Origin of the sequence: Xanthocytophaga agilis, assembly GCF_030068605.1 — a bacterium.
GTDB lineage: Bacteria > Bacteroidota > Bacteroidia > Cytophagales > 172606-1 > Xanthocytophaga > Xanthocytophaga agilis.
Map to the genome: position 1 here is coordinate 108,945 of NZ_JASJOU010000009.1, position 13,363 is coordinate 122,307.

Annotated in this window: 10 protein-coding genes and 1 tRNA gene; 7 read left to right on the forward strand and 4 right to left on the reverse strand. The window is 37.7% G+C overall.

Features of this window, described 5'->3' with window-relative positions:
- Positions 1 to 154 precede the first annotated feature (154 nt).
- Both QNI22_RS23685 and QNI22_RS23690 read right to left on the reverse strand, forming a co-directional pair.
- On the reverse strand, positions 155 to 2,239 hold the full coding sequence (locus QNI22_RS23685) for a VWA domain-containing protein (protein WP_314514332.1): 2,085 nt from the start codon (positions 2,237 to 2,239) through the stop codon (positions 155 to 157).
- Positions 2,240 to 2,837: 598 nt separating this feature from the next.
- Positions 2,838 to 2,910: transfer RNA gene (locus QNI22_RS23690), tRNA-Phe, on the reverse strand.
- A 122-nt stretch (positions 2,911 to 3,032) separates the two neighbouring features.
- Between QNI22_RS23690 and QNI22_RS23695 the strand changes: the two genes are divergently transcribed.
- Both QNI22_RS23695 and QNI22_RS23700 read left to right on the forward strand, forming a co-directional pair.
- Positions 3,033 to 4,394 (forward strand): 4Fe-4S dicluster domain-containing protein, encoded by a 1,362-nt coding sequence (locus tag QNI22_RS23695; RefSeq protein WP_314514674.1) that lies wholly within the window; start codon positions 3,033 to 3,035, stop codon positions 4,392 to 4,394.
- Positions 4,395 to 4,456: 62 nt separating this feature from the next.
- The gene (locus QNI22_RS23700) at positions 4,457 to 5,251 is read left to right on the forward strand and encodes a (Fe-S)-binding protein (protein WP_314514334.1); all 795 of its coding nucleotides are present in this window, start codon (positions 4,457 to 4,459) and stop codon (positions 5,249 to 5,251) included.
- Between the two features lie 131 nt (positions 5,252 to 5,382).
- On the opposite strand, the gene QNI22_RS23705 is transcribed toward QNI22_RS23700, so the two are convergent.
- The gene (locus QNI22_RS23705) at positions 5,383 to 6,228 is read right to left on the reverse strand and encodes a CPBP family intramembrane glutamic endopeptidase (protein WP_314514336.1); all 846 of its coding nucleotides are present in this window, start codon (positions 6,226 to 6,228) and stop codon (positions 5,383 to 5,385) included.
- A 146-nt stretch (positions 6,229 to 6,374) separates the two neighbouring features.
- Between QNI22_RS23705 and QNI22_RS23710 the strand changes: the two genes are divergently transcribed.
- A complete protein-coding gene (locus QNI22_RS23710) occupies positions 6,375 to 6,830 on the forward strand; it encodes a helix-turn-helix domain-containing protein (protein ID WP_314514338.1) in 456 nt (151 codons plus the stop codon).
- A 4-nt stretch (positions 6,831 to 6,834) separates the two neighbouring features.
- On the opposite strand, the gene QNI22_RS23715 is transcribed toward QNI22_RS23710, so the two are convergent.
- Positions 6,835 to 7,509, reverse strand: coding sequence for a flavin reductase family protein (locus tag QNI22_RS23715; RefSeq protein ID WP_314514340.1), 675 nt, complete (start codon positions 7,507 to 7,509; stop codon positions 6,835 to 6,837).
- 273 nt (positions 7,510 to 7,782) lie between these two features.
- Here QNI22_RS23715 and QNI22_RS23720 point away from each other — a divergent pair, with 273 nt between their 5' ends.
- From QNI22_RS23720 to QNI22_RS23735, 4 genes are all read left to right on the forward strand, one after another.
- Positions 7,783 to 8,286 (forward strand): hypothetical protein, encoded by a 504-nt coding sequence (locus QNI22_RS23720; RefSeq protein WP_314514342.1) that lies wholly within the window; start codon positions 7,783 to 7,785, stop codon positions 8,284 to 8,286.
- A 167-nt stretch (positions 8,287 to 8,453) separates the two neighbouring features.
- Positions 8,454 to 10,385: a CHU_0125 family OmpA-like outer membrane integrity protein gene (locus tag QNI22_RS23725; RefSeq protein WP_314514343.1), complete on the forward strand. Its 1,932-nt coding sequence runs from the start codon at positions 8,454 to 8,456 to the stop codon at positions 10,383 to 10,385.
- A gap of 192 nt (positions 10,386 to 10,577) precedes the next feature.
- Positions 10,578 to 11,939: an oxygen-independent coproporphyrinogen III oxidase gene (gene hemN, locus QNI22_RS23730; RefSeq protein ID WP_314514344.1), complete on the forward strand. Its 1,362-nt coding sequence runs from the start codon at positions 10,578 to 10,580 to the stop codon at positions 11,937 to 11,939.
- 338 nt (positions 11,940 to 12,277) lie between these two features.
- Entirely contained in the window at positions 12,278 to 13,129 is an 852-nt protein-coding gene (locus tag QNI22_RS23735) for a hypothetical protein (RefSeq protein WP_314514346.1), read from the forward strand.
- Positions 13,130 to 13,363: the final 234 nt, after the last annotated feature.

A 13,363-nucleotide genomic window follows, 5' to 3' on the forward strand; every position in this document is an offset into this window, starting at 1 on the left:
AAGGAGAGCAATAAAAGAAATCACCTGAAGGATTATCTATTATAATAGATAATCCTTCAGGTGTATAGTGTCCATCAGAAAATAAGAAGATGGTACTAAGAGAATATACCTGTAATCATACTATCTGTACAATACTATAATCACAGATTATCATTTAATAGGCTCCCATATATTTACGGGTTCCCCATTCGATAGCAGCCAATAACACCAATACAAAAAATAACCATTTCAGATTAATCATTTCCAATGTCTCCTCTCTACTTTGAACACGTTCTGGTGGAGGGGTAGCAGTAAGCTGTTGTATCAGTTGATTAATCTGATTGGCCTGATAAAACCGACCATTGGTCTGTGCTGCCAGCTTATGCAATAAGCCATGATCTGCAGTGGTATTTAATGCTTCCAGTTGCTGATCCTTTACAACAAATTCACCACTTACCTGCTCGCTTCTACCTTTCAGAACAGTAGAAGCTTTGTATCGGTACACACCTTTGGGCAAACTACTTAATTCAAACCGGGAATTTCCTTCTGCAGTAGTAAAAGAATAGGATGAAACTTTATCTTCACCATTTGTAAGCTGCAGATCTATTTTCTGGCCATAGATCTGCTCATAAATATCATTGTAAACCTCTGCTTCAAAAACAACAGGATCTGTATCTAGGAACTCATCTGTAATTGGATATACACGTAATTTACGTTTGTCGTCTTTTGAAGAAAGATATTGTACGGTTTTCCCAATCAATTCATCGACAGAAACTTGATTTTCTGTAAGATTATACTCTTCCATACGCCATTCCCATAATCCTTCTCCCAGCATGACTGCTGTTTTTTGAGTTGAGTTAGTATTAACTATCCACAAAGGCTTATTGGTCACTACACTTCCTACACGTTGGTAGAGAATTACATCTGAATTGGGCATGAGATGAAAATCACCAAAAGGAACCGTAACAGGTGGCATTTTTTGTAATACAGCAGCGTTACTTTCTTCAAATTTGAAAATAGAGAAGTTATTATTAAATGAAGGGAACACCTGGTCAGTCTGAAAACTTCTGGCAACAACCTTAACCGTGTTGTTCATATTATTAAACTGCTGAATATTAACCTGACTACCTAGAATATACCACACAGGAACTTTCTGATCCAGAAACTTTTTCACAATGTTTATTCCAGCACCCAGATTATCTGGTATCTGATGCAAAATCACGACATCATAACGCGGCTCCTTTGGAGAGCCTTGCCCGGCAATAACAATATCCAGATCATAATTGTCATTTTTCTCCAGAGCAGATTTAATAGCTTTGATATCTGGATGTGGAGTTGCTGCAACGAGCAGGATTTTCTCTTTTCCATCAATTACTTCTATGTAAGCATCCCTAGCGTTATTCTGTAAAGTAAATTCTCCCTGTAAAGGAGCTATCTCTACAACAAAGTGTTGAATACCTTTTACATTTGCTTCAGTATAGAAAGTAATCTCCTGAATATCTTTTTCTTTTGTAAAAGAAACTGTTTTGGTAGCCAGGGTTTTGTTGTTCTGTTTCAAATTAACATTTACTACTTTGCCAGCATATCCGTTGCTATGAATCTCTGCAACAATAGGAAATTTGTTTCCCAGATAGGTAATTTTATTAAAATACAACACTTTAAGATTCACATCTCTGCGAGGAACTGTGTCTCCAACTGCAATGGGATAGATAGGGAAATTGTAGGATTGGTACTCTGGTGAAATGCCCTGATTATAAATACCATCTGTAAAAAGGACAACACCGGCAAGGTTACGGTTTTCATAATTACTCTGAACGGTATTGAGTAACTGGCTCAGATTAGTTGCGGCTTGCGTAAACAGTCCACTATTTAAAGTAGTAACTTCTGCATTTTTATCCAGCATCTGAACTTCAACATCTACATTACTCTTTTGAAGCTGTCCAGCCAAGTCTTTGATTTGTTGTAACTGCTGATTCAAAATAGTACTATCTCCTGTAAGCTTAATTGATTCGGAGTTGTCTACGGCAATTACAACAGCTGGTTTTTCATATATATGCATGAACTGCCGAACCAGAGGACCCATTAGTAAAAAACACAATATACTTACTACGACAAAGCGACAAACAGCCAATGCCCAGTTTAGTTGTACTCCCCAGATAGGTTTTTTCTGATATAAAATAAATGCATAGATAGCACCTACAGCCAGACATACTACTATAAACCAGGGAGATGCGGAAGTTGTAATCTGAAAACGATCCAATGGCTCAAAATTTTAGAATTCACTGATAACAGGTAGTCTTTGTCAATTCTTTTTACACTTGTTTATTGCTTTACTACCCTTCAGATAAATGACATATTAGGAACTACCTTTTAAAACTACTAACTAATTCCTGATAAAATTATTTTCCTAGTCTAAAAAAATCAAAAAACTCTCATACTCAAAGAAACTTTCTATAAACGGAAAGCAGAATATGTATCTTACCTTTATATCAAATTGATTGGATTTTGTCTTAATGCAAGATTCACGTTCCAAAACTAATCCTATTGGTTGTGACACATTATGAAATAGTCTAAAGTATCTCATTTGTCAACTAATAATATAATGTTCTTAATAGGAATAGATTTTTTGAATATTCTTTTTTGTTTGAATATAGGCAATTCTTCTATCTGTCAATAAGATAGAATCTTTCACACAAAAAAAGTATGCAAGCATACTAATTATTCAGAAAAAGTACTACTTTTGTCTGGAATAATGATACAATATATATAACTAGTCAAGGATAAAGGAGAATGAACCTACTGAACTTAGTCGATAAAAATAAAAAACCCTCTAAACTTTTAAAGTTAGAGGGTTGGAGTGGTGATGGACGGAATCGAACCGCCGACACAAGGATTTTCAGTCCTTTGCTCTACCAACTGAGCTACATCACCGCCGAATGAGGATGCAAAAGTAGAGGATATTTTTTCAGATGCAAAACTTTTGTAAATAAATTTTATATTTTTTTTCAGGAAAAAGTACAAAAATCTGACTATCAACAACTTATTTATTTATAATTTTTATGATCGAACAGATTATTTTCATCATATGCCTGGCATCTGTAGGATACATTGCCTACAAACGCATCAGAAGGATTATCCAGAACATTCGATTGGGTAAAGATGAAGTCATCAAAGACAATCCATCTCAACGCTGGCAAAATACACTTCTTATTGCCTTTGGTCAAAAGAAAATGTTTGACCGCCCACTAGTAGGATTAATGCACTTTGTGATTTATGTAGGATTTCTAATCATTAATATTGAAGTACTGGAAATAATCATAGATGGTATTGCAGGCACACACAGGCTTTTCGCACCTATCCTGGGAGGATTTTATACATTTCTGATTAACTTCTTTGAGTTCTTAGCGGTGGGAGTAATTGTAGTCTGTGCTATTTTTCTGATAAGACGGAATATACTACGTGTCAAACGTCTTCATGCACGGGAACTAACCAAATGGCCTCTTACAGATGCCAATCTGATTCTGACATTTGAAATTCTGCTTATGCTGGCATTTCTCACCTGGAATGCATCAGATACAGTATTACGTGAAAGAGGAGTAGAACATTACAATATTGCAGGGATAGGTTCTTTCTGGTTTAGTGGCATTCTATCCAGCCTTTTTGAAGGTTGGGATACAACAGCGTTAGTCGTGTATGAACGATTTGCCTGGTGGTTCCATATTCTGGGTATTCTGGGTTTTGGTATTTATGTTACCTATTCCAAGCATCTACATATTGCAATGGCATTTCCCAACACCTATTTTGCCCGCCTCCTTCCCAAAGGAGAAATGCGCAACATGCCTGTTGTAACCAAAGAAGTTCGTCTGATGCTGGGCTTACCAGAAACAACCAATGGTAACAGTGACACCTCGGTAAGTACAGAATCTGCCGATGCAACTCCTGGTCGCTTTGGAGCCAAAGACATCAATGATCTTTCATGGAAAAATCTGATGGATGCGTATAGTTGCACAGAATGTGGCCGCTGTACTTCCGAATGTCCAGCTAATATTACGGGCAAGCTTTTGTCCCCACGTAAAATCATGATGGATACCCGGGATCGTATGGAAGAGGTTGGACAACAAATAGAATCTGGTAAAGAGGCTTTTACAGATGGGAAATCTTTGCTGGATAACTACATAACACGTGAAGAACTTCTAGCCTGTACTACCTGTAATGCTTGTGTAGAAGTCTGTCCGGTAAGTATTAGTCCACTAGATATCATCCTTGAGTTACGTCGCTATATGATTATGGAAGAGTCTTCTGCTCCAGGTTCATGGAATGCTATGTTTTCAAATGAAGAAAATAATATGGCTCCCTGGAAATTCTCTCCATCAGATAGATTTAATTGGGCAGACCAACTCAAATCCGGTCAATAAAATAACAATTCAGTGTGTATGATTGCTTACATATATTGTGAACAAAACATTCTACTATAGATATGAGTGAAACCATAAATTTTCAAGTTCCTACCATGGCTGAGTTGATGGCCCGCGGAGAAGAACCCGAAGTTCTTTTCTGGGTAGGTTGTGCCGGTTCTTTTGATGATCGATACAAAAAAGTAACTATTGCCTTTACCAAAATCTTAAATAAACTAGGTATCCGTTTTGCGGTACTTGGTACAGAAGAAAGTTGTACAGGAGATCCTGCACGTCGGGCAGGGAATGAATTCCTCTTCCAGATGCTGGCCATACAAAATATAGAAGTCTTGAATGGTTATAATATTAAGAAAATCGTAACAGCATGTCCCCACTGTTTCAATACTTTGAAAAATGATTACCCTGCTTTAGGGGGAAATTATGAAGTACTTCATCATTCCCAGTTTTTACAACAATTAATCAATGAAGGTAAAATAAAATTACAGGGAGGTGGGGAATTCAAAGGCAAACGTATTACCTACCACGATTCCTGCTATCTGGGTCGTGCCAACGATGTATATGAAGCTCCACGAGAAGTATTGCAGGCATTAGATGCAGAACTTGTGGAAATGAAACGCAGCCGTCGACATGGCTTGTGTTGTGGTGCAGGTGGTGGTCAGATGTTTAAAGAAGCAGAACCTGGCAACAAGGAAGTCAATATTGAACGTATTGAAGAAGCACTAAACACCAATCCGAATGTTGTAGCTGTTGCCTGCCCATTTTGTATGACGATGCTGGCAGATGGAATTAAAAACAAAGAGAAGGAAACTGAAGTTAAAGTATATGATCTGGCAGAACTAATTGATAGGTCATTATAAAGCCAACAATTTAATATCAACCAACAACTAAAAACCCCCTGGGAAGTAGAGTTTAACTCTCTTCTCAGGGTTTATTTTTGTAAGGATAAACAGCGCAAGAAGTATTTAACAAAAGTATCTATTCTATTCCTCTAAGCTATTTCTTTTAATCTCTTCTTTTTAAGAATCAATACAACCAAAACTATGATCCACAATACTACAATGCCATAACCAATCAGTGAAGCTGTACTATGCACATGTTTCTCCCAGTCCGTTGTAGCAGAGTGAATCGGTTTCAAAGTCCATAAACTTTGCTTTTTCCCTACTAAAATCTGCCCTATATTTACTGCAAAATGAATCCCAGTTGATACAGCAATCCCCCGGGACAGTACAGCTGAAAGACCAAATACCAATGACCAAAGTGAGGTACCCACCATTGCATCCACAATACTCCATCCATACAACAAATGATAGAGACCAAAAACAAATGCGATGATCAATTGAGTAGTCCATATTCCAAAGTAAGGTTGTAGTGTTTTTAGGGAATACAACCTAAAGACAACTTCTTCAGCAAACACCATAGGTATAAGGCTTATTGCTGACACAATAAACAATTCCATATTGGCTGTATCTACAGATATCAATTGTACAGGTTCTGTTAGCAAAACAATCGCTATTACCACAGGCATCACCAATAACCCCAAAAAGAAACCTAGTAGAAATCGGGGAATAGTACCTGATTGATACTGAAATCCCATACTTTGAAATGACTGATTATCTTTTCTTATAAACCATAGCGTAATCAGTGTACTTCCCAGACATCCAAATAAACCAAATCCATAACGACTTATAGGTAGAGGAAACAAAGAAGCAAGGAATCCACTACCTAATAAAATAAGTTCAACTACTATCCAATACAGAAAAACCTTGAAAAAGGCCATCAGAGGAGCCGGCTTATTAAATATCGTCCAGCGTTGCAGTAAAGATGAATTTGTCATAGTAATTTAATGAGTTGTCAAATTAATAAATCCGGGTAACAGCTGCCCCAGCGAAACAAATCTATCCTTACTACCCTCCAAATAAAACGCCATTGACAAATGGCGTACAAAAGACGTATATTGTCATCATCTTTACTACCTAAACTATGGATACTACAGCCAAGGAAACAATCGCCCAAAAGGTAAGAGACGGACGTCAGGCAAAAGGCTATACCCAACAAGAACTTTCCAACCTTACAGGTATCAGTCTGCGGTCTATTCAGCGAATCGAAAGTGCGGATGTACTCCCCAGAGCCTATACAGTAAAAGTTCTTTCTGAACAATTAAACTTTATATGGGATTTTGCTCAAGCAGAAGAAGGGTCCTCTCAGGAATTTTCACATAATCCAGCAAAAGAGCCTACCTTCATAGCCTTACCAACAAGGCTCAATTATGCCCAGAAAATTATTTTGACCTTTAGCAGTGGTATTATTCTACTACTGTTGGCAGCAGCTTTCCTGGCACAATCTGCCCGATTTCCAGAAACAGAGTTTGAACTGTTCTTATTTATTGCAGGAATGTTAGGAATTTATACCATGGTACTTTTAAGAATATGGAAGTAAATTCTTATTCTACACTTAGTTCTCGGGCTGCCTTCCAGTCAGAACTCTGATAAAGTTGTTCAGGAACTTGAGCCAATATTGATGGATGTACCTGTTCTCCTAATCCATAAAATTGCTGAAAACTCATAATCAATGGTCGCCATTTATCTGGGTCAACACGATCAGGATTGTCTTTCATCTGAATCGACTCCTCCAGATATACTCGAACTACTTTCAGCTCTATGCTTACAATCTTTCCACGTTGTGTAGAGCTTTCTTCGGCAATGGGATGAGTAGCTACTAATTGCGCTTCCATTTGTACCGGACACTCCAATACTCTTGGAGCGACTACAATCTCAGACTCAACAGCTGAAAGTCCTGCAATTTCAAATTTATCAGGTTCAAACCGATACCCTTTTGCTAGTTTGCCTTCGGGAACAGGCTTTGCCCCGGTAGTCAAAGCCAGACGGTTTACAGCCGCAACTTCATTCACAGAAGGTAGGTTCAAAACACATTCTCCAGTACGTAGAAGATTTTCAGTGGTTTTGGATAAAGCAGATATGCCAATCATACAGCGCCAGCCTAACCAAAAAGCTGAAGATATAGGTGCCAGATTATAGGAATTGTTTTCATTCAACGTACTGATAAGAACTACCGGGGTACCAAAATACAAAATAGAGGGATTACAGATCTGATGCATAGGGTTGACTTGAAAAATGAACGAGCCAAAATTCAGACATCGTGCTTTCGATAAAAACCCATTTCTTGCGATATTTACTTTAATCTATTGTCAATTATTTGTACAGATAGTAGAGTATTAGGCAATAAATGTCTGTTTAGTGATGAAGCTTTTTTTCAGATGAACTCAAGGAATCACTCATTTGCTGATCATTCCGAACTGCAACGGGAACACTTTATGTATTTTTCTCATTCTATAGAAAAATCAATATATTAGCAAAAAAGTAAAAGTCTTATGTTTATAGAATTCAATCAGATGCCTGACACTTCCCGTGTATGGGTGTATCAAGCAGGTCGTCCATTTACAAGTGACGAGGAGAGAAATATATTGGCAGATACACAAAATTTTCTGGTATCCTGGACTGTACATAACCAGACATTAAAAGCATCTTGTCAGATTGTTCACCATCAGTTTTTGATTCTGGCTGTTGATGAAGGATACAATGCAGCCAGTGGATGTTCTATTGATAAATCAGTTCGGTTCATGCAGGACATGGAACAACAGTACCAGATTTCCTTCTTTGATCGTACACAACAAGCATTTCTGATAAACGACACAGTTCAGTTGATTGCGTTGAAGGATATGAAGCAAGCTGTAGAATCCGAGCAAATTACCTCTGACACACCATCATTCAACAATCTGGTAAATACCATTGATCAACTGCAAACAGAATGGTTAAAACCAGCGGGCAATACTTGGCTTTCCCGTTATTTCAAGCCGAAAGCAGTATCAGCATAGATAGATTTCTGGAATTCCTGGCGGTAAGGATTTCCAGAAATTTTAGATTATCTAAGAGAAGAATGACGAAGCAATAATTTAAAAATCAGCTTCATATAATTTACAACCTAATTCGTCGTTTTTCAGGTATAAAACCCTATTTTTCGGAAAAAAATTACTAGTGCGCTATGCTACGCAAATCTATACCTATATTTTTTGTCTTTGGAATACTGTTACTGGCCAGTTGTAATTCAGCGTCCCGACTCTACAAAAAAGGAGTACAACAGATGAGAGCCGGCAAATATCAACCTGCCATTGACAACTTCACAAAAGCCAAAGCGAAAAATGCTTCATTCAAACCACTGGAAATAAATACTTCCATTGCTTCTGCGTATTGGTATTCCAACAGAATCAAAGAAGCAGAACCTTTTTATAAGGATGCTATCGCTGCTGGCAATAGGGACGATACTGTTAAGTATTATTATGCCTATTCGTTGAAGGCAAATGGAAAATACAAAGAAGCTCAGGCTGCTTTCGAAGATTATATGAAAACAGCTAAAAGTTTGAGACTTCGTGCATTAGCCAAAAAAGAAATTGAAAGTCTTCCTGAGATAGAAAAAACAGCTTCACAAAAAACATTCTATGAAATTCAGAATGTACAAGCGTTAAATACCACTGCTTCGGAATTCTCACCTGTATTACAAGGAGAAAATATCATTTTCACAGCATCCCGTAAGGAAAAGGCCTATGAAGCCAATGGACTGGGTATGGTTGGTCTGTATAAATCCAAGTTAGCAGATTCCACTTCACTACAAAAACCAGAGTTATTTAGCGATAAAATTTACGATGCCAATGTAAACGAAGGTACACCAACCTTCTCCAAAGATGGCAAAATGATGATCTTCGCCAGAGGCAATCTGGGTGGACGTACTCGTGGACGTAAAGACATGGATTTATACATCTCCTACTTCCGCGATAACCAGTGGACTAATCCAGAACTTATGCCAATAAGTGATCCCAATGGATGGGATGCGCAGCCAACTCTATCTACAGATGGCAAAACATTATACTTTGCATCTAATCGTAGTGGAGGTTTAGGTGGTGTTGATCTGTGGCGGGCAACAGCCGATGCCAGTGGACGCTTCGGTAAGCCAACCAATATGGGTACCAAAATCAATACCCCAGGCAACGATATGTTTCCATATGTATCAGATGATGGTAAATTATACTTTTCATCAGATGGGCACCCTGGCTTAGGTCGACTGGATATGTTTGTAGCCATTCGTAAATCTGGAGAGATCACCCTATCCAATATGGGTGTACCCATGAACTCTACCGGTGATGATTTTGGTATTATATTTAAAACTCCAACTACCGGGTACTTTTCCTCTAATCGTGAAGGTGGTAAAGGGGATGATGACATCTATTATTTTGAAGATAAAAATCCTGGTTACAAAATTGTTAATTACTTCTTAGCAGGTACTACAATCACTAAAGGACCAACGGGCGATGTAGTGTTAGGAAACACTAAGATTCAGTTCATGGAAGGAGATAAGCAGATTGGTGAGATGACCACTAAAGATGATGGAACATTTAAGTTTCCAGTACAGGAAGGTAAAAATTATATGATAATAGCAGCTAAGCCAGATTATCTAACCAATCGTGAACCATTCTCTATGTCAGGTCGTACCATTCCTCAGGAGATGCTGATAAAACCTGTTACAGATACTACTTTCTATGTAAAAGTGCCTCTTAATCGTGAAGAAAAAGGAGTTACACTGGTATTGAATATCTATTATGATCTGGATAAAGATGCGATTCGTCCAGATGCAGCAATTGAATTGGACAAAGTCGTGCAGTTCCTTAATGACAACCCTCGCATCTCTGTAGAACTAGGTTCACATACCGATGCCCGTGCATCAGATGATTATAACCTGGCACTTTCACAACGTCGTGCAAACTCAGCTGTGCAATATCTGATCTCCAAAGGAATTAATGTTAATAGGATTGTAGCTAAAGGATATGGAGAAACAGCACTTTTAATTAAGGAAGCAGAAACAGAAGAAGAACATCAGCAAAACCGTCGTACAGAGATTCGCGTTACAGGCGTTAATAAATAATAAATCAAACTATACCCGGAATACAAAACCCTGCTGCAAGCAGGGTTTTGTATTTCTATCCCTTTCCCACAATCAGCAGATTCTTCATTTCTAATGTAATCTTGCTAGTTATTATCATAAGAATTACTGACTTCTCTCATCCTTTGTTAAGTGCCTCACCAGTACCTTTGATTATCATTAATCTATAGTACTATGATTAGCTCTGACATTCGTTCTCTCATTCAAAAATACGACATTCCTTGTCCGCGATATACTAGCTATCCCACTGTACCTTACTGGAAAGATACACCTTCCAATATAGATTGGGAAGATTCAGTAAGACAGGCGTTTGATCGTAGCTATTCCAAAGGTATCAGTCTTTACATTCATCTCCCCTATTGTGAGAAGCTATGTACGTATTGTGGATGCAACAAACGTATCACAGCCAATCATGCGGTCGAAAAACCATATATCGATACATTACTAAAAGAATGGCAACTATACCATACGTTATTTGGCAGACAACCTATAGTAAGTGAAATACATCTAGGTGGAGGCACTCCAACATTTTTCTCCGCATCTCATCTGCAATACCTAATCGAAAATATACTAAGTACTTCCTATATCCCTTCCCATCCTGAATTTAGTCTGGAAGTACATCCCAATTACACAAAGAAAGAACAACTACAAACTCTTTATCACTTAGGATTTTGCCGATTGAGTGTAGGAGTCCAGGACTTTGATGAAAAAGTACAGTATATCATCAATCGTCCACAGACGTTTGAGCAAACGAAACGTGTATTTGAAGATGCCAGACAAATAGGATATACAGCAATTAATGCAGATATTATTTATGGACTTCCTCTTCAAACAGCAGACAGTATCCGTATGACAATTGATCGGGTACAGAAATTACGTCCGGAACGTATCGCATTTTACAGTTATGCGCATGTACCCTGGAAAAGTCCGGCACAACGTCGTTATACAGAAGCAGATCTACCTCAGTCTGATCAAAAACGAGCTTTGTATGAATTAGGCAGAGAATTGTTACTACAAGCAGGTTATCACGAAATTGGAATGGACCATTTTGCTCTTCCGGTTGATGAATTATACAAAGCACATCAGAAAGGAACTCTGCATCGAAATTTTATGGGTTACACAACTCAGTCTACTGAATTGCTTGTAGGATTGGGAGCTTCCAGCATTTCTGACACATGGACTGCATTTGCCCAAAACAGCAAAGAGGTAGAGGACTATATGCATGAAGTAGAACAAGGCCGTTTGCCTATATCCAAAGGTCATATGCTTACAGATGAAGATCTGGCAGTCCGAAAACACATTCTAAACCTAATGTGCAAACATAACACATCCTGGATAGAAGAGACCCCTCCCTATATGAAAGATGCACTCATACGACTCAAAGTATTGGAAGAGGATGGACTAGTAGAACTCAATTCTCATCATATACAGGTCACTCAAACAGGTAAGCTATTTATACGCAATATTGCCATGCATTTGGATGAACATTACTGGCAAAGTCAATCTACCCAACAAGTATTTAGTAAATCTATTTAATCCCTTCAAAGCTTTAAAAACAGAGGTCAGCAAATGTAGAGTTATGCTGACCTCTGTTTTTTTATTACTTTTTTTCATCACATAGAAGATTCACAGACAAATACTTATCTGCAAAGTAAAATTTGCTAAACAAATCCATTCTTGGCTGACTCCAAAATATATTTTTTCTTTGCCTTCCAATAAATACTAGCCTTTCTATTACTTAGCTCCAAGGCACCTTTAACAAATTAACTTGTATTTCCTGTAAATACAATATCACAACAATTTCCACTATTCTATTTCTGCCTTAGCCTCAGTCGCTGCAGAATAACTACATTAACCATCGTCCATACAAAATCATGAAAAAAAGTTTATTTCTAACCATCTTCCTTTGCATCCTTACTCTTTACGCTAACGCACAAACAAAATCTATCTTTAAAGATGCAGTTCCCCGAAAAGGAAGGATTTTCGGCTACTGGGGCTGGAACTGGGCGGCTTATACAAAAAGCAATATCCACTTTAGTGGTTCAGGTTATAATTTTACACTGGACAAAGTAGTAGCTCATGACCGTCCTACTCCTTTTGATGTGAAAGAATATTTTGATCCAGCCTCATTTACAGTTCCTCAATATGATTACCGCATTGGTTATTTTATATCCAATCAGTGGAGTATATCTGTAGGTTTTGACCATATGAAATATGTTATGGATCAGAACCAGATCGTAAATATTACAGGATCTATTGCAGGCCAGGATCCTAAATTTAACGGAACATATACTAATCAACCTATTCAGTTGACTGACGATTTCCTGACATTTGAGCACACAGATGGACTAAATTACATCAATGCAGAACTGAGTCATTATCGCAGATTAAGTTCATCCAAAAATGGTAAAGTGTCTATTGATCTGGTAAATGGATTGGGTGCGGGCATAATGATTCCTAAAACAAATGTGAAGCTGTTTAATTATGACCGTAATGATCAATGGCATGTTTCAGGATTTGGGTTATCTACTAATCTGGGCTTAAGCTTCAACTTTCATGGAGTCTTTCTGATGCCGCAGCTTAAAGGAGGATTGATTAGTATGCCTAATGTAATTACTACAGCCAATCACAGAGTGGATAAAGCAGGTCATCACTTCTTCTTTCTAGAGAAATCTATATTATTTGGATTTGCTATTCCTCTCAAATCTATTCTTCAGAAAAGTTAAAAACCAATATAGTATTCTATTGACTACTAAAAAAGGTGAGAATCTTACTAATTCTCACCTTTTTTAGTCTCCATCTTTCCACTTTTTTTGATTTCCTACTTTTTTTTCAAAAAAAATCTATCTCCTGAGTCATAAAATTGTCCTGTACTTTTGGGGCTCAAGACCGGCTAAAATATAACTATACAAATAAATCATACTCGACAAAAACTAATTTTAATCCCATCGTCAAATTAG